The organism is Achromobacter sp. 10T422 (assembly GCF_056394065.1).
The window spans coordinates 25,840-49,635 of sequence record NZ_JBFTHD010000016.1 but is presented as its reverse complement, the minus strand read 5'-3'; the positions used below and the strand labels follow the sequence as shown (position 1 = coordinate 49,635).

The following is a 23,796-nucleotide window of genomic DNA, read 5'->3' as shown; positions in this document are numbered from 1 at the left end:
CGCCCTCGTGTCATTCACGCACCGGGACGGACTGCCGCCTTTGCCCTGACCTCTTGCATGCTCACTTGCCACCTGCCATACACCCACGCGACGGTTGAAGACAATGCGAAACGTACGGTTCATGGGCTGTTCTATAGGGTGGTCGCGCGCAGGGAAATATCCCGCAGGCAATATTTGAAATTCACGCTGGCGCACGATGGCCAACGCCGAAGTTTCAATTAGAAAGATTGCCTTTCGCCTTGCATACCCCTGGTTTTTGGTATTTACGTGCGCAGAAGAGCAGCGTCGCCACCAGCCACGCGCATGCGCAAACCGCGCCCGCCGACAACACCACCGTGCTGGCGCCGGTCACCGTGCAGGCGGACGCCCCACCCTACAAGGCCGATCGCGTGCAATCCGGCAAGTTCACCGAACCCTTGCTGGACACGCCGCAAAGCATCACCGTGGTGCCGCGCGCCGTGTTGGAAGAACAGCAGGCCAAAAGCTTGCAGGACGTGTTGCGCAACGTGCCGGGCATCACGTTCAGCTCGGGTGAAGGCAACCTGGGCTGGGGCGACATGTTCACCATTCGCGGCTTCTCGGCCGAGCAGAGCATCACAGTGGACGGCATCCGTGACGCGGGCCTGTCCAGCCGCACTGACATCTTCAACCTGGAAGAAGCCGAAGTCTTCAAGGGCACCGGCTCCATCGAATCCGGCGTGTCGGCCGTGGGCGGCAGCGTCAACCTCGCCAGCAAGGAAGCGCGGCTGGGCTCGTTCTACAAGCTGTCGGGCGGGCTGGGCGCCGACCACTACCGGCGCATCACCGCGGATTTGAACCAGGAACTCACGGACAGCTCGGCGCTGCGCATCAACCTGATGCGCCACCACAATGGCGTGGCCGAACGCGAGGTGACCGAGTTCGACCGCTCGGGCATGGCGGCGTCGTTGGCGATGGGCTTGGGCACGCCCACCCGCGTGACGCTGAATTATCTGCATCAGGAAGACGACAACATCCCCGATGGCGGCGTGCCGATACAGCGCGGCACGAGCGGCAAGCGCATGCCTAACGTGTCGCGCAACGCCTGGTACGGCGACCCCGACCTGTACACCGAACAGACCCGCACCGATCAGGCCACGCTGAAGGTCGAGCACGATTTCACGAAACAGGCACGGCTGTCGAACATCAGCCGCTGGCAGCAGACCGACCGCATCGGCGTGCTGGCTCCGGCGCGCTTCAATTCCACGTCGCGCACGTCTTACGGCTACGTGGGCACGGGGCCGCTGGTCAACAGCGCGGACGGCATCCCGTCTTACAGCGGCTATGCCTCGCTGAACGATCCGTCGCCGTATGCGCAACTGCGCGGCAACGACTTCGGCACGTCCAAGCGCTACACCATCCTGGCCAACCAGACCAACCTGAACCTGGACTTCCACACGGGCGCCATCAAGCACGCGGTGGTGACGGGCGTTGAGTTCTACAAGGAAACCTATGGCGACCACGAACGCAGCATTCGCGCGCCGTCGATCAACCCGGTGATCGACCTGCGCGATACGGGCGGGGTAGACATGGGCGGCGTCGGCACGGTCAAGGGCAATGGCGGCAACAAGGCCGAGATCTTCAACACGGGCCTGTACGTGGGCGACACCTTGACGTTCAACCCGCAATGGATGCTGCAAGGCGCGCTGCGCTATGACCGCTATCGCGTCACGCAGAAGACGGGCACCAGCACGCAGCGCGTGACGGACGGCGCGTGGAGCGGCCGCGTCGGCTTGACCTACAAGCCGGTAGAGATCGGCAGTGTGTATGTGTCATACAGCCAGGCGGCGCAGCCGTCGGCCTTGGGCGCATCGACCAACAACAACATCTACGGCGCGACCAGCACCGAGACCTACAAGCCCGCAGTATCCAAGACGTGGGAGCTGGGCACCAAGTGGGATCTTGCGGGTAGCGACTTGTCCGTGACCGGCGCCCTCTTTCGCACCGAGCTGACCGATTCCTGGGAATACGGCGACGACGCCACCGATGTCGTGCGCGCCCTGCCCGCCAAGCGCGTGGATGGCATTGAGCTGGGCCTGTCCGGCAACATCACGCCGCGCTGGTCCGCGTTTGCGGGCGTAAGCGCCATGAAAAGCCGCATCACCAAGGGCGCGAATCAGGGCGAGGAAGCCAAGAACGTTCCCGACTGGACGCTCAACCTATGGACGACCTATGCGGCCACCGACGAATTGTCGCTGAGCTACGGCGTGAATTACGTGGGCAAGCGGCGCTATACCGACAACAAGTACGTGGGCGGCAAGAACAACAACAGTTCCACGGTGTCGGGGCCGTCTGGCACGCATCCGATCTGGGTGCGCGACAACGAAAAAGCACCGTCGTATTGGCTGCATTCGGCGGCGGCGCGCTATCGCCTGAACAAGAACGTGACGCTGGGCATGAACGTGGACAACCTGTTCAACAAGTTCTATTACAGCCGGGTGGGTGCATCGCTGGACGGCTTCCAGTTGTACGGCGTGCCGGGCGCGGGCCGCACGCTCACGTTCACGGCAGACCTGTCGTTCTAGGTTCCTGCGTTCTAGACGCTGGCAGGCGCGGCAAGMTCCACCCGGAACACGCTGCCGCGCCCCGGCGCTGACTGCAACGACACCTGCCAACCCTGGTGTGTGCAGATACGCTGCACCAACGACAGGCCCAGCCCCAGGTTGCCGGCATCCGCCTGTTCGCCACGCACGAAGGGACTGAAGATCGCCTCTTGGCGTTCAAGCGGAATGCCCGGCCCGTTGTCGGCCACCTGCATGAAATCTGCCCCCGCCGTGATGACGACCTGCGCTTGGGGACCCGCATACTGTAGGGAGTTGCGGATCAGGTTGGACAAGACCGCGCGCAACAGCGGCGCGGGAAATTGCAGCGGTTTGGTGTGGGCGGCGACCTCTTCCAGCGTCAGGTCCATGCCCCGGCGTTGCGCGACGGCGGCCCAGGCCGCGAGTTGACTGCGTGCCGTGCTCACCGCGCTTTCGCGGGCGAAGCGTTCGGCGGCATCCCCCCCGCGAGCCAGCATCAGGTAGGTGTCGAGCCGGTCGCTCATGTCGGACGCGGCCGCTTCGATGCGCGCCAGCCGCGCTTGCCCGTCTGCATCCAGGGTCTGTTCTTCACGCAACAGCTCGCACGAACTGGAGATCACCATCAGCGGCGTGCGCAATTCATGGCCGACATCGGCGGTGAAGAGCTGTTCGCGCCGCAGCGCCTGCTCAAGCTGGTTGTAGGTGGCGTCGAACGCGGCGGCCAACTGGCCGATTTCGTCCGGCGGATAGTCTTCGGCCAGCCGTGTCTGCGGGGGCTGCGCGCCGCGCGTGTTGACTTGCGCAGCCAATCGCGACAAGGGCCGCAACAGCCGCCGCGTGGCCAGAATACCCAGCACAAACGCCAGCGCCAAACTGCCCGCCAGCCCACTCACCGCTGCCCAGTGCGACGCCACCTGGCTCTGTTCATAGTCGGTGTAGTCGCGCAGCAGCATGTAGCGCTGGCCGTTCTGGTCGTCCACCATCACATGCCAGATGCGGCCCGCACGTTCAATCTTGTGAAAGCCCGGCGATAGCCGTCGCAACCAATCCGGAAACGCGTCGCTACCCGGCGCGCCGTGAAAGAACCGGTTGGGCCGCCCCGGGTCTATGCCCGCCAGAAAATCACCGCGCACCCGCTCCACCGCCATGCCCATGTCGATGCGTTGCAGGTGCGCTTCCAGCTTGCCCACGCTCCAGACCGACAGCCACGTAAGCAAGCCTGCCACCAGCAAGGCCAGCGCCACATAGGTCAGCACCAGATGCCGCGCCAGCCCGCGCCGCGCCGCGTGCTTACGTCCCATCCGCGGCCCGCAGCTGGTAGCCAATGCCGTGCACGGTGTGCAACAGCGGCGTGTCATACGGCTTGTCGACCACCTGGCGGATCTGGTGGATGTGCGTGCGCAGGCTGTCGCTGTCGGGCGGCGAGTCGCGCCACAGCGCTTCTTCCAACCGGCCCCGATGCACCACTGCCGGGCTTGCGCGCATCAGCAAAGTCAGCAGTTGCAGCGGAGATGGCGGCAGGCGCAAAGCTTGGCCCGCGCGCGCCAGCGCCAAGGTACGGGTGTCCAGCGTCAGATCGCCCACGCGCAACACGCGCGCCGCGCTCGCCCCGCTTGCGCGATGCAGCAGCGCCTTGACGCGCGCCGCCAGCTCGGCCAGCGCAAAGGGCTTGACCAGGTAATCGTCCGCGCCGGCGTCAAAGCCGGTCAGGCGGTTGTCCAGCGTGTCGCGCGCGGTAACCATGATCACCGGCGTGTCGCACGCGGCCTCAGTGCGCAGACGGCGGCAAAGCTCGTAGCCGTCCAGGCGCGGCAGCATCAGGTCCAGCACGATCAGGTCGAACCCGCCTTCGGCCGCCATCGCGTAGCCCCGCTGCCCGTCTTCCGCGCAGTCCACGATATAGCCGCGCCGCGTCAGGTGATGGGTGATGTTGGCCAGAATATCGGGGTCGTCTTCGATGACTAGAACGCGCATGGAGCAAGGCGGGGAATGGAAATCAATCGCATATTGTAGGGGCCTTTATCGGTCGCCTTGACCGATGGCCTTTCTCTTTCTGTATGCGCCTGCGCCCCGCCCCGCCAGCCGCCTCAGTTGGGCTTCAAGTCAATGTCGCGAACCACTTGCCCCAGCAGCGTGTAGTCGGCTCGCGCGCGTTCCAAGGCCTGCTCGGGGGTATTGCCCACGATCACCCAGCCCAGTTCCTTGAGCTTGCGTTGGATGTCGGGTTCCTTCAGCGACGCCGTCAACGCGGTCTGCACCTTGTCGATGGCGGCGGGCGGCGTGCCCTTGGGTGCGGCCAGGCCGAACCAGCCGGCGGGCACCAGCCCCGTGATGCCCAGCTCTTTGGCCGTGGGCACCTTGGGGTAGCCGTCGAAGCGGTAGTCGCTGGTGACGAACAGCGCCGTCGTCTTGCCCGACGTGACATACGGAATCTGCGACGCGGCGTTGTCCATCATCGAGTCCACATGCCCGCCCAGAATGTCGTTGACGGCGGGCGCCGCGCCCTTGTAGCCAATGATGTTCAGGTTGACGCCGGCCAATCTCGCGAAGGCGGCCTGCGTCAAATGGGCCTGCGTGCCCAGCCCCGCGTTAGCAGACGTCAGGCCGCCTGATTTCTGCTTGCTAAGCGCCTTGAACGACGCGTAGTCTTGCGCCGGGAAATCCTTGCTGACGACAAACACGAACGGCACTTCCACTGCGATGGAAATCTGCGCCAGATCTTCGACGGGGTTGTAGCGCAGCTTATAGATATGCGGATTGACGGCGATGGTGCCGCTTGCGCTGAGCAACAGGGTATAGCCGTCGGGCGCGGCTCGAACGACGTGTTCGGTAGCGATTGACCCGCCCGCCCCCGACTTGCTTTCCACGATGACGGGCTGGCCCAGCTTTTTGGACATGGCATCGGCCAGCAGCCGCGTCATGGTGTCCGACGCCGAGCCCGGCGCATACGGATAGACAATCGTGATGGGTTTGGTGGGATACGCATCCGCCGCGTAGGCCGGCGCCAGCCCCAACGACATCAACAATGCAGCGATTCCTGCGCTAAGACGTTTCATGGTTTTCCCCCTGGAGTTCAGGTTGTGTGGTTGATTTTTTGTATGACCGGAATGGCCAGCGCCGAATACCAGGCCAGTTCGGGCAGCATGTCTTGCCGGTACCAGCCCGCTTCATGCAGCAGGTTCAACGACGCAATGGTTTGCCCGTTCCAACGCACCGGCACGTTGACCGCGCTTTCGCAGCCCAGCGAGAAAATCAGATCGTGATCCGGAAACGCCTGTTGGCAGTCGTGGCGGTCGTTGCAGATCCGCGGCGTTCCATCTTGGACCACGCGGGCGTAGAAGTCGCTGTCTTCGCGGATGGGTTTGGCGCCATCCGTCGGGTAGGCCACGGGCTGGCTCGAAAAATACCGCCGGCTTAAGCCTGCCTGCCGGTCCAGCACCAGGACGGTGAAGAGCCGATATCCGATGCGATCCGACAGCGCGTCGGCCAGCGCCTGCAAGCCGCGTTCTGGCTGCGAATCTTGCGTCAACGCCTGCGCCACACAGCCCAACGCCAGCGCTTGCGGCGTGAAATCGTTTGAACTCGTCACGGGTCTGCCTCATGAAAGGGATGAAGCATTTTGGGGTTCAACACCCATATCCGGCCAATGAATAAAGCTGAGATATCCATTACCATTTCCGCATGGATGCCACCCCGACTGAACTCTCCTGGACTCGCCGCCTGAAGCTGCGTCACCTGCAAGTGCTGGCCGCGCTGGAAAGCGCCGGCACCGTGACGGCCGCCGCCAAGGCGATGCACATGACGCAGCCCGCGCTGTCCCATTGGCTAAGCGATATGGAAGACCTGGTCGGCACGCCATTATTTGTGCGCGGCCGCACGCTGGCGCTGACCGAGGCCGGGCGCGCGCTGTGGCGTTACGCCTGCCGCGTTCTGGGCGACACCGCGCGCACCGGCGAAGAGATCGAAGCGGTCAAAGGCGGCGTGGCCGGGCATCTGCATATCGGTACGATCCTGTCCGCCGCCCCCGTCTTGCTGCCGCGCGCCATTGCCGCGCTGCATCAGCGTTCACCCAAGGTGCAGATCGAACTGGTCGAGGGATTGCTTGAGCCCTTGGTGGAACGCGTGGAGCGCCGTGAAATTGATCTGATCATCGGCCCGCTGGATGTGCGCGCCAGCCGCTCCGGCCTGTGCACCGAATGGCTGATGACCGATACGTTCAGCGTGGTGGCGCGGCGCGGCCACCCCTTGGCGGAATTGGCGGCCCCGCGCTGGGAAGACACGGACGGCTATCCGTGGATTTTGCCGCCGCCCGGCACGTTGTCGCGGGTGCGGCTGGACCAGGCCGTGTCGGATGCGGGCATGCCGCCGCCCCGCCCGGCCGTGGAAACGAGCTCGCTGGTGGCGCTGTTGTCCATGCTGCAAGACCGCGACTACATCGCCACGCTGGCCAGTTCCGTTGCGCAGATGTACGAGCGCTGGAACCTGATCAGCATCGTGCGCATGCCGTCGCGCCTGGAGTTCGGCCCCATTGGCATGCTGTGGGCAGCGAACTCGCCCAGCATCGTGCTGCCAGACCTGTGCGAGACGTTGCGTGAAGAAGCCAAGCGCCTGCTCGAAGTCGGCGGCGCTGGCCCTGCTGCGGCTACTTGACCGTCGCGTATTCCAGGCTCTTGGGCGTGTTCGTCAACACGCGCGGCGTGTCGCCCACGACCACGGTGTCATCCAGCCGGAAGCCGCCAATGCCATAGGCGTAAATGCCGGGTTCGGCGGAATAGACCTCGTTGTCCAGCAAGGGGCGCTGGCAAAACGCCATGTCTTCCGGGTATTCATGGTGGATGATGCCTACCGCATGCCCGGTTCGATGGCGGATAAAGTCCGCGTAGCCGGCCTTTTCGATCTCGGCCTGTGCCGCCGCATCCATCATGCAGACCGGGTTGCCCGTGCGCGCGGCGGCAATGGCGGCTTCATTGGCGGCTCGGGCGGCGGACCAGAGCCGGGTCTGTTCGGCCGAGGGTGCGCCGCAGAACCAGGTGCGTTCGTTTTCAATCGTCAGGCCGTTCAGGCGCGGGATGACGATGTTGACCAGCACATCGCCCTTGTTGATGCGTGCGCCGCAAGACGCGCCATCGCCATGAGGCGACGCAGACGCCGGGCCGCTCAAGGTCCAGCAGCGGATCACTTCGAAATGCTCGCCAGGAAACCGCGTGGCGGCTTCTTGGACGAATAGCGACGCCATCGCAAAGTCCAGCTCTTGCACCAAGCGGCCGGGCTGGATGTTTTCGCGGTAGCGATCCTGAATCCAATCCGAAATGGAGGCCGCGGCGGCCATCACCGCCAGTTCCTCTTCATGCTTTTGCCAGCGCAGTGACCGGCATTCCGGCGTGGCGGGACGCAGCACCATTTCGGGCAGGATGCGGCCCACGTGCGCCAGCACTGGGCTGCCACCTTCAACGGCAATGCGCGACCGCGCCAACCCCGCCGCCGCAAGCCTTGCCGCCAAGACTTCAGGCAACTGCGTAATCAAGGGCAACCGGTTCGACACGCGCGGATGTTCCGCGTAGTAGGTGATGTCCGTGATCCAGACTTTTCCCTGCTCCTGGGAAAACTGCATATGGTGCGTGGACAGCTCATTCATCACCAGGAACGGCGTGCCGTTACGCGGCACAACGGCAAAGATCGGGCGTTCCCAGGGCAAGACGTCGGTGTGGAAATTGGTCGCAAACTGGAAGAAGTCGGCTGACGTAAAGATGATGGCGTCAACCGCCAGATCGTCCATCAGGGCGATCATCTTGTCGCGCCGGTAATGCCAGACGGCGTGGGTGAGTTTAGGCATGGCGTTTCCTTATGGGTGAGGTGTCTCGCGTAGGCCTGTTGGATTATGGGCAGGCGACGCATTAGCGCCCAATGAATAAACCTGAGGGTTCCATAAGCGTTATTGCATGCCGGTGCGGTGCCCACCGCACCGCCGCCACGTCTTAACGATTTCTTGAGACGGCTTGGCGGACACTGCGTGTCGATAAGAATGGTTCGCGTTACCCGCAAGCCCGCGGCCAACGGCGCAACCCTGGATGTTTCGATGCGTACGCTCTCTTTGCTTCGCGCGGCCTTGGCCGCTACCACCCTGCTCGGCGCAGGATTTGGCGCCGTGTTTGGCGTCGCGCCCGCTGCCCACGCGCGTCAGGTCACCGACCTGGCCGGCCGTACCGTCACCGTGCCTGACCACCCCAAACGCGTGCTGCTCGGTGAAGGCCGCTTTGTCTTCGCAATGGCGCTGCTGGACCAGAAGGACCCGGTTGCCCGCGTGGTGGGCTGGCAAGGCGAGCTGAAACAGCAAGACCCGTACTCCTGGAACCAGCTCGTCACGCGCTATCCGAAAGCAGCCCGCGTGCCGCTGATCGGCAAGACGTCGGAAGCCAGCGTCAGCCCCGAGAAGATCGTGTCGCTGGCGCCCGATGTGGCGGTGTTCAGCCTGAGCGGCCACGGGCCGGGGCGCAACAACCCGATGATCACGGCGCTGCAAGATGCCGGCATTCCGATTGTGTTCATCGATTTCCGCCAGCACCCCGTGCAGAACACCGTGCCCAGCATGCGGATTCTGGGGCAGGCGCTGGACCGCCAGGCCGAAGCCGACGCCTACATTGCCTTCTATGAAGAACGGCTGGCGCGCGTGCGCAAGATTGTGGAGCCCGTGCCGCAGGCGCAGCGCCCGCGCGTGTTTGTGGAAATGTTGGCGGGCGTGTGGCCTGCCTGCTGCCATACCACCGGTAATGGCAGCTTTGGTGACTTGCTGGAGACGGCGGGCGGCGTCAATGTGGCGGCCCCCGTCTTGCCCGGCGCAATCGGCGACGTCAGTCTGGAATTTCTGCTGGACGCCAAACTCGACGTCTACATTGCCACCGGCAGCCGCTCCGAACCCGGCCGCCCGGGCCTGCTGGTTGGCCCCGGCGCCACCGCGCAAGTGTCCGCCGACAGCCTCGCCACGCTGCTGGCGCGCGATGGCATACGCGACTTGAGCGCCGTGACGCAGCACCGCGCCTACGGTATCTGGCATGCCTTCTACAACTCGCCCTACAACGTGGCGGCCATCGAAGCCATGGCCAAGTGGTTCTACCCCGAACGCGCCGCCGCGCTGAACCCGCAAGACACGTTGGACACGCTGTACCGCCAGTTTCTGAACGTGGACAACGCGGGAACGTACTGGACGGCGCCTGCTGGATCTTCCGGCGCTTCTTCCACTTCCGCCGCTTCTCCCACTTCCGGCGCTGCCGCAACTTCCGGCGCTTCTCCCACTTCCCCCGCTGCCGCAACTTCCGCCGCTGCCGGCACTTCCGCCGCTGCCGCCCCATCCATCCGCTAATCGCACCATGATCAGCCCGACCACGGCGGCCGCGCCGACCTTTGCGGCAAGCGCAGACGATGCCATCGCCGCGTACCGCCGCACGGTGCGCAAGCGTTTGTTCCTGACGGCGGTGTTGGCGCTGGCCATCCTCGCCAGCCTGCTCGCCGACATCGCCAGTGGCCCGGCGTCGCTATCGCTGGCCGATCTGATGCACACGCTGCTACATCCGGACGCGGCCAGCGCTGGCACGCGCGTCATCGTCTGGCAGTTCCGGCTGCCTTACGCGCTGATGGCGTTGCTGGTCGGCGTGGCGCTGGGGCTGGGCGGGGCCGAGATGCAGACGATGCTCGACAACCCGCTGGCCAGCCCCTACACACTGGGCGTGTCCGCTGCGGCCGCCTTCGGCGCGTCGCTGGCGATCACGCTGGATTGGCATGTGCCGGCATTGCCGCCCGGCATGGTGGTATCGGTCTCGGCCTTTGCCTGCACGCTGGTGTCGGTGCTGATCCTGGAACGCGTGGCGCGCTGGCGCGGGGGTTCGACCTTGGGCGTGGTGTTGTTCGGCATTGCGCTGGTCTATTCCTTTCAGGCGCTGGTGATGCTGCTGCAATTCGTGGCCAGCGAAGAGGCCTTGCAGGGCATTGTGTTCTGGACGATGGGCAGCCTGGCGCGCGCCAACTGGACGACGGTGTCCGTCATGGCGGCGGCCGTGGCGCTGGCCCTGCCCTTTTCGATGCGCGACGCCTGGAAGCTGACCGCCGTGCGGCTGGGTGAAGAGCGCGCCGCCAGTTTCGGCATTGACGTCAAACGGCTGCGCCTGGTCAGCCTGTTGCGCGTCAGCGCGCTGGCGGCGCTGGCGGTGTCGTTCGTCGGCACGATTGGTTTTGTTGGCCTGGTCGCCCCGCACATCGCGCGCCTGCTGCTGGGCGAAGACCACCGCTATTACCTGCCCGGCAGTGCGCTGGCGGGAGCGCTGATCCTGTCGCTGGCGTCGGTCGCGTCCAAGACGGTGTTGCCCGGCGCGCTGATTCCGGTGGGCATTGTGACGTCGCTGGTTGGCATTCCGTTTTTTCTCACCATCGTCGTGCGTGCGTTAAAGCGCGCCTGACGTCCCCCTAAGCCTGCATCCCATAAGGAGACTCCCCTGATGCATTCCCGCCTGACCCTGGCGTTGGCCAGCTTGCTGTTCGCTGGCGCCGCGCAAGCCGCCCCCGCTGGATTGGCCTCCCATAGCGACGCCAACGCATCCGCCAACGCGTCCACCCATGCATCCGCCAATACGGCCGCCGCCATCCCCGCAGTGACCCCCGCGGCTTGCGCCATCGACGTCGAAGGCCGCCCCGGAAAACAGTTTGGGCCCGACCATATCGTCGTGCCGTCCACGTGCACCGAGTTCACCGTGCGGCTGATTCACACCGGCAAGAACAGCAAGGAAAAGGCCGGCCACAACTGGGTGCTGACGAAGACGGAAGACATTGACGCCGTGATGGTCAACGGCATCAAAGCCGGCGTGCAACATGAATTCCTGGCGCCCGGCGACGCGCGCATCCTGGCCAAGACCCCGATGCTGGGCGGCGGCGAAACCGCCACCGTGACCTTCCCGGTAAGCCGCCTGCGCGCCGGGCAGTCGTACACCTACTACTGCTCGTTCCCCGCGCATGCCCAACACATGCGCGGCACGCTGGTGCTGCAACCCTGACGATGACAGCGCTGCACATTCGCGGGCTGGACGCTGGCTACGGCGGCAAGCCGGTGCTACAGAACCTTAGCGCCGGGCCGCTGGCCGAAGGCACGGTCACTGCGCTGCTTGGGCCGAACGGCAGCGGCAAATCCACGCTGCTGAAAACGCTGGCCGGGCTGAACCCCGTGATGCGCGGCGCGATCCTGTTGGACGACGAAGACCTGGCGCGCGCCACGCCCGCGCGCCGGGCCGAGCGCGCCATGTACATGCCGCAGGCCTTGCCCAAAGGCGTACACATGACGGTCTTCGAATCCGTGCTGGTCGCTGCGCGCTCCGGCCGCCAGGGCGGATTTGGCAAGGGTGCGTCGGGCATGGGTGCGTCGGGCAAGGGTGCGTCGGGCATGGGTGCATCTTGCATGGGCATGTCTGGCAAGGGCATGTCTGGCAACGGTGCGCCTGAACACGGCGCGGGAGGCAACAGCGTAGGGCGCAATAGCATGACCGGTCAGGCGCTGATGCAGGACGCGTTGGCCGTCATCAACGACCTGGGTATCTCCACCTTGGCCAGCCGCTATCTGGACGAATTGTCGGGCGGCCAGAAGCAACTGGCTTCGCTGGCGCAGGCGCTGGTGCGCCGCCCTCGCCTGCTGTTGCTGGACGAACCGCTGTCCGCGCTGGACCTGAACTATCAATTTCATGTGATGGACGTGCTGCGCCGCCAGACGCGGCAGCACCGGCTGATCACCTTGGTGGTGCTGCATGACTTGAACATCGCGCTGCGCCACGCCGACCACGCGCTGCTGCTGCATCGCGGCGCGATCCAGGCCCAGGGCCTGCCCGCCGATGTCGTCACGCCGCATTCGCTGCGCGAGGTTTATCGCGTGCAAGCCCGCGTGGAACGCTGCCCACAGGGGCAGGCGCAGGTGCACGTGGATGGGCTGGCCGGGATCTGAAGCCACAGGACGGCGGCGGCACATCATGGCGGCGGTATATATTTACCGGTCCAGCCATCCCAGGGAGTCCGCGGAAATGACGAGAAGCCGCATCATGGCGTTTTTTCTCAGCCTGCTTGCCGCGCCCGCAGGCGCATCAATCATCTACGACAACCACGGCCTCGTTGTCGAGATCACCACCGGCGGGCGTCAGGACTGGAACACCGGCCAGCGTCAAAACACCCGCAGCACCACCATTACGTTCCAGGGCAACAAGCTCTGCGGCCGGGACGTCGGCAAGCTGCTCTACCCCGACGGCCGCGACATGGCCTCAAACGCGTTTTTCTGCGCCGCCAACGCAAAGGCGCTTGAAACCGATGCCGTGCTGGCCTACTTCACCAGTTCCACCACCGATCCGGTCCTGGCCCACTTGCAGGTCGCCAACGGCGCGTTGCGCGTGAACCGGCTGGCGCTATCGAACCAGCGCGACCGCGACAAACCCAGCGGCACCCGCTTCGAAGACGCCCGCCTGCCTGGCTGGACGCGCGTGGAAACCGCCTGGCAAGAAACGGTGCTGATCCGCCACGCGCCGCTCAAGGCCATGAATCTGGGCCAGGGAAAACTGCTGGATGTGGACGGCGATGTAGCGTATCTGGCCATTCCGCCGGGCCGGGATGTGGTGGTGGTGCAGCCCGCCACGCGCATCAAGGACACGCAGGGCGACATGCGGATCGTGCCGGAAGTCACGAAGTTCGTGGACGCGCCGCTGGCGTTTCGCGCGGTGCGCGTCAGCGACGGGCGTGAACTGGCGCGGCTGAACTTCAAAGACACGTGCCTGGCGCTTCCCGCCATCGAATTCAACCGGCCCGATCCGCTGTACCCGTCGTCGTCCCGGCCGGAAGTCTTGTTTGACGATGTGCCCGCCTGGCGCGCGGCCACGCTGCAATTGGCGCAAACGCAGGGCCGCGCCACGTTGCAGCTCAAACCGGGCGTCGCATTGCCCACCGCGAAGTCAGCCGCCAAGGCGAACTGCAAGCCAGGCTGACCCGGAACGGGTTCAGTCCAGACCCGACCAGATCAGGTCTGGTCGGGTCGGGTCAGATCAGAAACTGGCGGTAGGCCTCGTTGTGGGTCTCTTCAAAATGCGCATAACCCAGTTGCTGCAAGAAGGCGTCCAGCGCCGCGCTATCGGCCAGCGGCGCCTGGATGCCGACCAACGCCGAACTGAAATCCGCGCCCTGGTTGCGGTAGTGGAACAGGCTGATGTTCCAGTTGGGCGCCATCTCTGACAGGAACTTCATCAGCGCGCCGGGACGCTCGGGGAATTCAAAGCGGAACAGCCGTTCACCGCCCGCCAGTGGCGAACGCCCGCCCACCATGTAGCGGATGTGCTGCTTCGAGACCTCGTTGTTCGTCAGGTCGCTGGCGGAAAAGCCCTGTTCCTGCAACGCCGCCATGATGTCGGCCGCGTCGCCCCGGCGCGCAATCTGCATGCTGACGAAGATGTGCGCGGTGTGCGCGTCGGCAATGCGGTAGTTGAATTCGGTCACGCTGCGCTGGCCGATCACGCGGCAGAACCGGCGGAAGCTGCCGCGTTCTTCGGGCACGGTGACTGCGAAGACGGCCTCGCGCGCCTCGCCCACTTCGGCGCGGTCCGCTACGAAACGCATGCGGTCAAAATTCATGTTGGCGCCCGACGTGATGGCCACCATCGACAAGCCTTGGGCGTTTTCCCGTTCAACGTATTTCTTCAAGCCCGCCACCGCCAGCGCGCCCGCCGGTTCCAGCACGCTGCGCGTATCCAGGAACACGTCCTTGATTGCTGCGCACACGGCGTCGGTGTCCACCAGGATCACCTCATCCAGGTATTCGCGGCACAGGCGGAAGGTTTCCTCGCCCACCAGCTTCACGGCGGTGCCGTCTGAAAACAGCCCCACTTCCGCCAGGTTCACGCGTTCGCCCGCCTTCAGCGATTGCGCCATTGCGCAGGAATCTTCGGTTTGCACGCCGATCACTTTCACCGACGGGTCCACCGATTTCACATAGGCCGACACGCCAGCGGCCAGGCTGCCGCCGCCGATGGGCACGAAAATCGCGTGCAGCGGGCCGGCGTGCTGGCGCAGGATTTCCATGCCTACGGTGCCTTGGCCGGCGATGACATAGGGGTCGTCAAAGGCGGGCACGAAGGTCATCTCGTGCTGCTGCGCCAGCGTTTGCGCGTGGGCGTAGGCGTCGCTGTAGGAATCGCCCGCCTGCACCACCGTGACGGTCGGGCCGCCGTGGGCGCGCACCGCGTCCACCTTCACCTGCGGCGCGGTCTGCGGCACGACGATGATGGCGCGCACGCCCAGCTTGGCGGCGGAAATGGCCACGCCTTGGGCGTGGTTGCCAGCGGACGCGGTGATCACGCCCCGGTCCAGCGCCGCCTGCGGCGTGTTGCGCATCTTGTTGTAGGCGCCGCGCACCTTGAAGGAAAACACCGGCTGATTGTCTTCGCGCTTCAAAAACACCGTGTTGTTCAGCCGGACCGACAGGCCGCGTGCCGGGTCCAGCTCGGTTTCGCGGGCAATGTCGTAAACACGTGCGGTCAGAATCTGCCGCAGGTATTCCATGGGCGAGGCGTTGCCGTACTGGAAAGCGGTGTCGGTCGGGGAGGCTTGCATGCGGTTCTCTGCTTTAGGAAACGTGCCCGGCAGAGGCGGCCACAAAAAACCCGCCTCGTGGGGCGGGTGGCTTGTGACTATTGCGGTCGCGCGCTAACCCACCATTCTTGGAATGATGGTAATAATCAGCGAAATGCGGACGGCGCGGAAATTCATGGCGCAAAGAATGCGCTTGGCTCGGGATTTTGTCAAATCACACCAGGCGGAAACGGCGCCAAGCGTGAATCCGCGAACGCCATCCGCCATATCCCACGCATATAGCCGCGATATCCTGCTCATAAGACGGCATTTTGCAGCTATTTCCATGCGCGGCGCCCTTGTCACGGGTTTACAATGTCGCCTTCGTGGCAGTCGTACTTCCCAGATTGGCCGAGTCATCGAGCCAACAAATAAAGGGCAGGCGCCTGCCGGATTGAGCAAATCCGGGGTCCGCCCCGCCTCTGCCCATACGAACCCACTCTCGACAACATCTACCGGCGTACGCCGCTTAGCATGTTCGGGTTTGCGCCGAAAGCGCTATGCGCCGAACAGATTCAAGGATCATGTCTCTTACTCCGAAGATTATCTATACCCTCACCGATGAAGCGCCGGCGCTTGCAACCCGTTCGCTGCTGCCCATCGTCCAGGCATTCGCCAAGCCCGCAGGCATTACGGTTGAGACGCGCGACATCTCTCTGGCCGGCCGCATCATCGCGCTGTTCCCGGATTACCTGGAAGACAGCCAGAAGCTGTCCGACGCCCTGGCCGAGCTGGGCGCGCTGGCCGTCAAGCCCGAAGCCAACATCATCAAGCTGCCGAACATCAGCGCCTCGATGCCCCAACTGAAGGCGGCCATCAAGGAACTGCAAGAACAAGGCTACAAGCTGCCCGACTATCCGGACGCCCCCGCCAACGACACCGAACGCGACGTCAAGGCGCGCTACGACAAGGTCAAGGGCAGCGCCGTGAACCCGGTTCTGCGTGAAGGCAACTCCGACCGCCGCGCGCCGCTGTCGGTGAAGAATTACGCCCGCAAGCACCCGCACAAGATGGGCGCCTGGTCGGCGGATTCGAAGTCGCACGTGGCGCATATGTCCGAAGGCGATTTCTACGGCACCGAAAAGTCGGCCCTGATCGCCGATGCCGGCGACGTCAAGATCGAACTGACCGCCGCTGACGGCACGAAGACGGTCCTGAAGGAAAAGACCCCGGTCAAGGCCGGCGAGATCATCGACGCCGCCGTGCTGTCGACCGCCAAGCTGAAGTCCTTCCTGCAAGCCCAGATCGACGACGCCAAGACCACCGGCGTGCTGTTCTCGGTGCACCTGAAGGCCACGATGATGAAGGTCTCTGACCCGGTCATCTTCGGCCACGTCGTGTCCGTGTTCTACAAGGACGTGCTGGCCCGCCACGCCGCCGTGCTCAAGCAAGCCGGTTTCGACCCCAACAACGGCATTGGCGACCTGTACGCCAAAATCCAATCGCTGCCGGCTGACCAGCAAGCCGCGATCACCGCCGACATCGACGCCGCCTACAAGACCCTGCCGCAACTGGCGATGGTGAATTCCGACAAGGGCATCACCAACCTGCATGTGCCCAGCGACGTCATCGTCGACGCGTCCATGCCCGCCATGATCCGCGACTCCGGCAAGATGTGGAACGCCGAAGGCCAGCTGCAAGACACCAAGGCCGTCATTCCCGACCGCAGCTACGCCGGCGTCTACCAGGCCGTCATCGACGACTGCAAGAAGCATGGCGCCTTCAATCCGGTCACGATGGGCAGCGTGCCCAACGTGGGCCTGATGGCGCAAGCTGCCGAAGAATACGGTTCGCACAACAAGACCTTCGTCGTCCCGGCATCGGGCACCGTGCGCGTCACCGACGCCTCGGGCAAGGTTCTGCTGGAACAAGCCGTGGAAGCCGGCGACCTCTGGCGCATGTGCCAGACCAAGGACGCCGCGATCCAGGACTGGGTCAAGCTGGCCGTCAACCGCGCCCGCGCCAGCAAGACGCCCGCCGTCTTCTGGCTGGACGAAAAGCGCGCTCACGACGCCCAGATCATCGCCAAGGTCAAGCAGTACCTGAACGACCACGACACCAGCGGTCTGGACCTGCGCATTCTGGACCCGGTTGAAGCCACCAAGTTCTCGGTCAAGCGCATCCGCGAAGGCCTGGACACGATTTCGGTCACCGGCAACGTGCTGCGCGACTACCTGACCGACCTGTTCCCCATCATGGAGCTGGGCACCAGCGCCAAGATGCTGTCGATCGTTCCGCTGGTTGCCGGTGGCGGCCTGTTCGAAACGGGCGCGGGTGGTTCGGCGCCGAAGCACGTGCAACAGTTCCTGGAAGAAGGCTTCCTGCGCTGGGATTCGCTGGGCGAATTCATGGCGCTGGCTGAATCCCTGGATCACCTGGGCCGCACGTACAAGAACCCGACCGCTCAGATCCTGGCCAAGACGCTGGATCAGGCAACCGCCAAGTTCCTGGACGAAAACAAGTCGCCGGACCGCAAGGTCGGTGGCCTGGACAACCGTGGCAGCCACTTCTACCTGGCCATGTACTGGGCCCAGGCCGTGGCCGCGCAAACCGACGACCGCGCCCTGGCTGCGCAGTTCGCCGGCGCTGCGGGCGCGTTCGCTGAAAACGAAACCAAGATCGTGGAAGAACTGAAGGCGGCCCAAGGCAAGCCGGTTGACATCGGCGGCTACTACCAGCCGAACGAAGACAAGGCCAGCCAAGCCATGCGCCCCAGCGCCACGCTGAACCAGGTGCTGGCCTCCATCGGCTAAGCGTCACCGTCTGGCGGCGTTTGCCGCCAGCACAAAAAAGCCGGCAGCCTTTCAAAGGGCTGCCGGCTTTTTTATCGGGCTTGCGATCTGGCTTGCGATCCGGCCCGCAATCTGGCTTGCACGCTTACTGCGCCGGTGCTTGGCTCCCGCACATCCGTTGGCGGAACGCGTTGTCGATATCCAGCCGCCACACCGCACGCTTGTCGCCCGGCAAACGCGGCGCCACGCCGTTGATGGCGGGATAACGCCCGGCGTCATCGTCCCGGCCCCAGATCCAAAACCGTGCGCCGTCGGCGGACGCGCAAAGCCGCGCGGTCAAATCTCCGTTTTGTACCAGCACGCGCTTGCCGACGATGGGGTCGAACTCGGCCGCGTCATACAGTTCCTTGCGCCAGTTGTCGCGGGTGGGAATGGCGGGGTCCAGCCAGTCATCCACAATCCAGGCGGGTTCAGACGCCTGCGTGTAGAACCCCAGATCAAACGGCAACGCATGCAGGGCGACCTGCGTATCTTGCGGCCGGATTTCACTACGCAGTTCCTTCATGGTCGGCCCGGCGCTGCCGCGCGGGTTGGATGACGCCGCCACAATCGCCCCCAGACAGATAACCACCGCCACGCCGATTGCAATGCTTAAGGCCCGCCGCTTGCCTGCCGCCCAGACGGGCGCGATTCGTTCACTGAGCAGGAACGCCAGCGGCGGAAACACCGGCAGCACGTAGCCAATCAACTTCGATTGCGGGATTGAAAAGAACACCACCACCACCGCGATCCAGATCGCCATCAGCCGGCGCAGGCCGTGCGGATCGGCGTCACGCCAGAAGCCGCGCGTGAAAATTGCCGCCCCCCAGATCGACCACGGCAAGGCCAGACCCACCACAATCGGCACATAGAACCAGAACGGCTGCGCGTTGTTGAAGCCACTTTGCGCAAAGCGCTCGAAGTGCTGGTAGACGAAAAAGTAATGGTAGAAGCCCGGAAACTTCATCTGCATCAACGCGAACCACGGCACGGCCACCACGGCGAACGCCAGCAATGCCGGCACCCACAGCAAGGCGCGCATGCCGCGCCAGTCGCGCCGCAGCAGCAGCCAGGCCAGTACGATGGCGCCGGGCAACGCCAGGCCGATCAGGCCCTTGGCCAGCACGGCCAAGGCCGCCAGCACACCGGTTGCCAACGACATCGCACGAAACGGGCGCCCTTCCCCGCGCCGCAAGGCGGTGTCTGCGGCGGCCAGCACGCATAGCGTGATCATGCTGGCAACCAGCATGTCCATATTCGCGAACTGCGCCGCGCCGAAGAACAAGGGCGTAAGGCCCAGGATGACGACGGCCCAGCGCGCCTGCGCCACATTGCGGTAGCGCGACACGAACGCATACAGCCCCGCGCCCGCGCCCCACGCGCCCAGCAGCGACGGCACGCGCGCACTGAATTCATGCACGCCAAACAAGGCGTAGCTGATTTGCGCCAGCCAGTAATACAAGGGCGGCTTGTGAAAATACGGCATCCCGTCCAGCAGCGGCACCATGGGCGACTGGCTGCGCAACATCTCCCAAGCCACGCCGGCATAGCGGCCTTCGTCGGGCAGGGTCAGCCAGCGCGCCCACGCCAACGCCGCCAGCCAGACAGCCAGCGCCAGCAATACCTGCCAGCCGGGGATGGACTTCTGAACCGCAATGCTACGAGAGGCCTGCGCAGTGGGGCTTAGCACGGCGCTCATGCCCGGCGCTCCTGCAACAGCAGGGCGTTGGCCGGGCGGAAGAGGCCGGTCAATGGAGGCAAGCAAGACACAAAAGGCATGAAAGTCCGAGGGAAGAAACGTTCAAAAAGACACAACGTGGCACCCATTATGGAAAGGGCCGCGTTGAGTTCTCATGAAATTTCTTACAACGGTCTTAGATTTATTAAGGCGCCGGAGCGGTGCTGGCTTCCCTATTTCGGCGCCGACAAGCGGTCCAGACGCAAGCGCCCACGCTCGTCCGTCAGCCTGCGCATGGCGCCATAGGCCGCCGCCATGGCCGCCATGCCGCTTGCGCCGCACAGCAGAAACATCAGCAAAATCTGGTACTTGGCGGCGTCGATGGGGTCCATGCCGGCGATGATCTGGCCCGTCATGATGCCGGGCAAGGTGATGATGCCCGCCGCCGACATCTGGTTGACGCTGGGCACGATGCCGCGCCGGACGGATTCGCGCAGCAGGGTGGAAAACGCCTGATGCGGGGTGGCGCCCAACGCCAACTGCGCTTCAATCGCCAGTTTTTCGCGGCGCACGCCCGACAGCACGCCGTCCAGCGCCAGACTGGCGGCGTTCAACACGCTGCCCAGCACGATGCCCACCAGCGCAATGGCGTAGCGCGGGTCGAACCAGGGGTCGGGGCGCAGCGCAGTGTTCAGAATGAACATGGCCGTGATCAAAGTGGTGGCCGCGACTGCCAGCGTGCCGACCCAGCCATTGCCATGCCCGGCCAGCCGCGCCTTGGGGCGGGCCGCTACTTCGCGCGCGGCCAGCGCCATCATCACCGCCACCACCAGCGCCGTCAGCCAGGGCGTGGCATGCGCAAACACCACGCGCAGAATATGGCCGACCAGCAGCAATTGCACGACGGTGCGGATCGCCGCCCACAACACCTGGCGCTGCAAATTCAGCCGCAGCGCAAACGAGATCGCCGCGCACAGCAACACCAGCAGCGAGGCGATGACAAGGTCCAGCGCTTGCAGCTTGATCACGTCCATAGCGGCTCCAGTTGGCCGTGCGCCATGCGCCAGGTCCGGCGCGCCAGCCGGTTCGCCTGCTCCGGGTTGTGCGTCACCATCAGGATGGCCGCGCCGCCATTCAGGAAATGCTGCAACGCGGTTTCGACGCGGGCGGTGGCCGCCTGATCCAGCGCCGCCGTGGGTTCATCCAGCACCAGCACGCGCGGTTGCTGCGCCAATGCGCGCGCGAGTCCCAGACGCTGGCGCTCGCCGGTGGATAGCTCGTGCACCAGGGTGTCCAGCTTTTCAGGGGACACGCCAAGCGTTTGCATCAGGGCTTCTGCCTGCGTGCGGTCAGGGAAATGGGGTGCGACGTGATCGTCCCACCACCCTGCTTCCGCCTGGCAATACACCACCTGGCGCCGCCATTCGTAGCCCCGCATGCCCGAACGCGGTTTGCCATCAAGCTCGACCTCGCCATGGCCGGGGTCCAGGTCCGCTACTTGGCGCAGCAGCAATGATTTGCCCGACCCGGACGGGCCGACAATCGCGCCGCACTCGCCGGCGGATAGATCCAGGCTGACGGGGGCAAGGCGCTGACTGTACACGCCGCGCAGCCGCAGGACGGGAATCTTGTCAGGGTGCATGCCCACCTCCGGAGAGGGTGCGAGGGGCTGGCCCGCACCCGGCTTGACTTGGCTTGGCTTGGCCTGGCTTGGCTTGGCTTGTCTTGGCCTGGCCTAAAGCATATGCGCCAGGAATTCCCGGCTGCGCGCGTGTTGCGGCGCGCTGAAGAATGTAGCGGATGGGGCTTCTTCCACAATGCGGCCGTCGTCCATGAAGATGACGCGGTGCGCCACTTCGCGGGCAAAGCCCATTTCGTGGGTGACGACCAGCATGGTCATGCGTTCGTCCGCCAGCTGCTTCATGGTGCGCAGCACTTCGCCCGTCAGTTCGGGGTCAAGCGCCGAGGTGGGCTCGTCGAACAGCATGATGTCGGGTTCCATCGCCAGCGCGCGGGCAATCGCCACGCGCTGCTTCTGGCCGCCAGACAGGCGCGTCGGATAGTTGTCGCGCTTGTTCAGCAGGCCGACCTTGCGCAGCAGTTCTTCCGCCTTGGGGATGATCTGCGCCTTCGTCATGCCCTTGACCGTGATCGGCGCTTCGATGATGTTCTGCAACACCGTCATGTGCGGGAACAGGTTGAACGACTGAAACACCATGCCCATCTTGCGGCAGATGCGGCGCACTTCGGCGTCGCTGGCGTACTGGCTGCGCCCGCCCGGAACCGCGCGCGCCATCGATTCGCCTTCGACGTCGATGCTGCCTTCGTCGATGGTCTCAAGGTGATTCAGGCAGCGCAGGAACGTGCTTTTGCCCGAGCCCGACGGGCCAATCACCGCCACCACTTCGCCCTGCCCCAGGGTCAGCGACACCTGGTCCAGCACGCGATTGGCGCCGAACGATTTGATGATGCCGCTGGCCTGGATCATGACGGGTCGGTCCATACCAGGTCGGTCCGTACCGGGTCGGTCAATACCAGGGCGGTCCATACCGGGCCGATCAATAGCGGGCCGGTCCATACCGGGTCGCTCAGAAGGCATGTCGGCGCCTGCCTGGGGGTTACTGGTCATATTTGGCATAGCGCTTTTCCATGTGCTGGAAGAACCACGTCAGAACCAGCGTCATGAGGAGATAGAAGGCGGCGGCGACCAGGAAAGGCGTGGTCGTGAAATCACGCTGCACGATGCCGCGCGCCGTCCGCAGGATGTCGTTCAGCGCCAGTACGTAGATCAGCGACGTGTCCTTCACCAGCGTGATGGTTTCGTTGCTCATCGGCGGCAGCACGCGCTGCACCATCTGGGGCAGCACGATGCGGCGCAGCGTTTGCAGATAGGTCATGCCCAGCACCTTGCTGCCTTCGTACTGGCCACGATCCACCGACTGAATACCCGCGCGGAAGATCTCGGCGAAATACGCCGCGTAGTTCAGCGCGAACGCCACCACGGCCGCCGGAAAATCCGGCAGCCGCACGCCAATGACCGGCACAAACGGCAGCGCAAAATAGATGAACAACATCTGGAGCATGAGCGGCGTGCCGCGCATGAGCCAGATATAGCCGTTCACCAGATTGCTCAGCAGCGGCCACTTCGAAATGCGCGCCAGGGCCAGCACCAACCCCAAAGGCACCGCCAGGGCCAGGGTGATGAAAAACAGCGTCAAGGTCACTTTCGCGCCTTCCGCCATGGGCCCCAGCAAAGAGAGTACGTAGTCCATTCAGTGGGTTCGCGCGCCGCTTACTTGATGATGTTCGCGCCAAACCACTGGGTGGCGATGCGGCCGGCGGTGCCGTCCTGCTTCATCGAATCCAGCGTCTTGTCCAGCTTGCCCAGCAGTTCGGCATCGTCCTTGCGCACGCCGACGCCGTAGTCTTCGGTGCCGAAGTTCTCGTCCAGCACGCGGTATTCGCCCGCGCGCTTGCTGATCAGGTAACGGCCCACCACTTCGTCCACGACGATGGCGTCCAGACGGCCAGCGGCCAGATCCATCAGCGCGGTGACGTTGTCGCCGAACTTCTTCACTTCCTTGATCTGGGCGGCGACCGGGTCCTTGGCGATGGCGTCGGTGGCGCTGCTGCCATCCTGCGCGCCGACCACCTTGCCCGCCAGGTCGTTCTTGACCTTCACGGGCGACTGCGTGCCGACGATGATGATCTGGTGGTTGGCCATGTACGGCGCGGTGAAGCTGATGTTCTTCTTGCGCTCTTCGGTGATGGTCAGGCCATTCCAGAGCACGTCGACGCGCTTGCCGTTGAGTTCGGCTTCCTTGGCGCTCCAGTCGATCGGCTTGAATTCCACTTCCATGCCCAGGCGCTTGCTGGCTTCCTTGGCCATGTCGACGTCAAAACCGACGATCTGGTTGCTCGCGTCACGGAAACCCATGGGCGGGAAGTTGTCATCCAGGCCCACGACGACCTTCTTCGGAGCTGCCGCGCCGGCGGTGGTCGCGTTGTCGCTCGGGCCGCAGGCGGTCAGCAGCGTGGTAGCGGACACGAGGAGAACAGCGGTCAGTTTTTTCATAGTTATGGGTGCGCCAGGCGCAAGAATAAGAATGCCGGAAAGGCTGGACAGGCAGCCGCGAGCCGCCATTTTAGCGTTACTGCCGGACCATGCCGGTTG

Annotated in this window: 20 protein-coding genes and 1 pseudogene; 8 read left to right on the top strand and 13 right to left on the bottom strand. The window is 64.5% G+C overall.

Annotated features, from left to right (window positions below; translation table 11 throughout):
• Positions 1 to 36: 36 nt before the first annotated feature.
• Positions 37 to 123: pseudogene (locus AC1DB0_RS29530) on the bottom strand (ESPR domain-containing protein); the annotation flags it as partial.
• Between the two features lie 116 nt (positions 124 to 239).
• Between AC1DB0_RS29530 and AC1DB0_RS29525 the strand changes: the two are divergent.
• Positions 240 to 2,543, top strand: coding sequence for a TonB-dependent receptor (locus AC1DB0_RS29525; RefSeq protein WP_476758512.1), 2,304 nt, complete (start codon positions 240 to 242; stop codon positions 2,541 to 2,543).
• 11 nt (positions 2,544 to 2,554) lie between these two features.
• On the opposite strand, the gene AC1DB0_RS29520 is transcribed toward AC1DB0_RS29525, so the two are convergent.
• The 4 genes from AC1DB0_RS29520 to AC1DB0_RS29505 all read right to left on the bottom strand — a co-directional run bounded on the left by AC1DB0_RS29520 (position 2,555) and on the right by AC1DB0_RS29505 (position 6,129).
• A complete protein-coding gene (locus AC1DB0_RS29520; protein ID WP_476758813.1) occupies positions 2,555 to 3,841 on the bottom strand; it encodes an ATP-binding protein in 1,287 nt (428 codons plus the stop codon).
• Complete coding sequence (locus AC1DB0_RS29515) at positions 3,831 to 4,514, bottom strand: response regulator transcription factor (protein WP_175168647.1); 684 nt, start codon at positions 4,512 to 4,514, stop codon at positions 3,831 to 3,833. The genes AC1DB0_RS29520 and AC1DB0_RS29515 overlap by 11 nt, the downstream gene beginning before the upstream one ends.
• Before the next feature lie 113 nt (positions 4,515 to 4,627).
• Positions 4,628 to 5,596: a Bug family tripartite tricarboxylate transporter substrate binding protein gene (locus tag AC1DB0_RS29510; protein ID WP_054422989.1), complete on the bottom strand. Its 969-nt coding sequence runs from the start codon at positions 5,594 to 5,596 to the stop codon at positions 4,628 to 4,630.
• A gap of 17 nt (positions 5,597 to 5,613) precedes the next feature.
• On the bottom strand, positions 5,614 to 6,129 hold the full coding sequence (locus AC1DB0_RS29505; protein ID WP_476758510.1) for a GAF domain-containing protein: 516 nt from the start codon (positions 6,127 to 6,129) through the stop codon (positions 5,614 to 5,616).
• Positions 6,130 to 6,221: 92 nt separating this feature from the next.
• Here AC1DB0_RS29505 and AC1DB0_RS29500 point away from each other — a divergent pair, with 92 nt between their 5' ends.
• The gene (locus AC1DB0_RS29500; RefSeq protein WP_054422987.1) at positions 6,222 to 7,190 is read left to right on the top strand and encodes a LysR substrate-binding domain-containing protein; all 969 of its coding nucleotides are present in this window, start codon (positions 6,222 to 6,224) and stop codon (positions 7,188 to 7,190) included.
• On the opposite strand, the gene AC1DB0_RS29495 is transcribed toward AC1DB0_RS29500, so the two are convergent.
• Positions 7,183 to 8,373 (bottom strand): M24 family metallopeptidase, encoded by a 1,191-nt coding sequence (locus AC1DB0_RS29495; RefSeq protein WP_476758509.1) that lies wholly within the window; start codon positions 8,371 to 8,373, stop codon positions 7,183 to 7,185. The genes AC1DB0_RS29500 and AC1DB0_RS29495 overlap by 8 nt on opposite strands.
• A 243-nt stretch (positions 8,374 to 8,616) precedes the next feature.
• On the opposite strand from AC1DB0_RS29495, the gene AC1DB0_RS29490 reads away from it, so the two are divergent.
• The 5 genes from AC1DB0_RS29490 to AC1DB0_RS29470 all read left to right on the top strand — a co-directional run bounded on the left by AC1DB0_RS29490 (position 8,617) and on the right by AC1DB0_RS29470 (position 13,537).
• Positions 8,617 to 9,897: an ABC transporter substrate-binding protein gene (locus tag AC1DB0_RS29490; RefSeq protein WP_476758508.1), complete on the top strand. Its 1,281-nt coding sequence runs from the start codon at positions 8,617 to 8,619 to the stop codon at positions 9,895 to 9,897.
• 7 nt (positions 9,898 to 9,904) lie between these two features.
• Positions 9,905 to 10,987: a FecCD family ABC transporter permease gene (locus AC1DB0_RS29485; protein ID WP_476758507.1), complete on the top strand. Its 1,083-nt coding sequence runs from the start codon at positions 9,905 to 9,907 to the stop codon at positions 10,985 to 10,987.
• Between the two features lie 39 nt (positions 10,988 to 11,026).
• Positions 11,027 to 11,578, top strand: coding sequence for an azurin (gene azu, locus AC1DB0_RS29480; RefSeq protein WP_476758506.1), 552 nt, complete (start codon positions 11,027 to 11,029; stop codon positions 11,576 to 11,578).
• Between the two features lie 2 nt (positions 11,579 to 11,580).
• Positions 11,581 to 12,513 carry an ABC transporter ATP-binding protein gene (locus AC1DB0_RS29475; protein WP_476758505.1) on the top strand — a complete coding sequence of 311 codons (933 nt, stop codon included), beginning with the start codon at positions 11,581 to 11,583 and terminating at the stop codon, positions 12,511 to 12,513.
• A 94-nt stretch (positions 12,514 to 12,607) separates the two neighbouring features.
• On the top strand, positions 12,608 to 13,537 hold the full coding sequence (locus tag AC1DB0_RS29470) for a hypothetical protein (protein ID WP_476758812.1): 930 nt from the start codon (positions 12,608 to 12,610) through the stop codon (positions 13,535 to 13,537).
• A 52-nt stretch (positions 13,538 to 13,589) separates the two neighbouring features.
• On the opposite strand, the gene ilvA is transcribed toward AC1DB0_RS29470, so the two are convergent.
• Positions 13,590 to 15,155: a threonine ammonia-lyase, biosynthetic gene (gene ilvA / locus AC1DB0_RS29465; protein WP_342065605.1), complete on the bottom strand. Its 1,566-nt coding sequence runs from the start codon at positions 15,153 to 15,155 to the stop codon at positions 13,590 to 13,592.
• 542 nt (positions 15,156 to 15,697) lie between these two features.
• On the opposite strand from ilvA, the gene AC1DB0_RS29460 reads away from it, so the two are divergent.
• A complete protein-coding gene (locus tag AC1DB0_RS29460) occupies positions 15,698 to 17,926 on the top strand; it encodes an NADP-dependent isocitrate dehydrogenase (RefSeq protein WP_476758502.1) in 2,229 nt (742 codons plus the stop codon).
• Between the two features lie 124 nt (positions 17,927 to 18,050).
• On the opposite strand, the gene AC1DB0_RS29455 is transcribed toward AC1DB0_RS29460, so the two are convergent.
• The 6 genes from AC1DB0_RS29455 to AC1DB0_RS29430 form a co-directional block, all read right to left on the bottom strand.
• Positions 18,051 to 19,643: an ArnT family glycosyltransferase gene (locus tag AC1DB0_RS29455; protein ID WP_476758501.1), complete on the bottom strand. Its 1,593-nt coding sequence runs from the start codon at positions 19,641 to 19,643 to the stop codon at positions 18,051 to 18,053.
• Positions 19,644 to 19,855: 212 nt separating this feature from the next.
• Positions 19,856 to 20,656, bottom strand: a complete 801-nt coding sequence (locus AC1DB0_RS29450) for an ABC transporter permease (protein ID WP_342065607.1) — start codon at positions 20,654 to 20,656, stop codon at positions 19,856 to 19,858.
• On the bottom strand, positions 20,647 to 21,264 hold the full coding sequence (locus AC1DB0_RS29445; protein ID WP_447981623.1) for an ABC transporter ATP-binding protein: 618 nt from the start codon (positions 21,262 to 21,264) through the stop codon (positions 20,647 to 20,649). The genes AC1DB0_RS29450 and AC1DB0_RS29445 overlap by 10 nt, the downstream gene beginning before the upstream one ends.
• Positions 21,265 to 21,357: 93 nt before the next feature.
• Entirely contained in the window at positions 21,358 to 22,110 is a 753-nt protein-coding gene (locus AC1DB0_RS29440) for an amino acid ABC transporter ATP-binding protein (protein ID WP_175169471.1), read from the bottom strand.
• Positions 22,111 to 22,240: 130 nt separating this feature from the next.
• Complete coding sequence (locus AC1DB0_RS29435; RefSeq protein WP_476758500.1) at positions 22,241 to 22,894, bottom strand: amino acid ABC transporter permease; 654 nt, start codon at positions 22,892 to 22,894, stop codon at positions 22,241 to 22,243.
• Between the two features lie 20 nt (positions 22,895 to 22,914).
• A complete protein-coding gene (locus tag AC1DB0_RS29430; protein WP_054422967.1) occupies positions 22,915 to 23,697 on the bottom strand; it encodes an amino acid ABC transporter substrate-binding protein in 783 nt (260 codons plus the stop codon).
• Between the last annotated feature and the right edge of the window lie 99 nt (positions 23,698 to 23,796).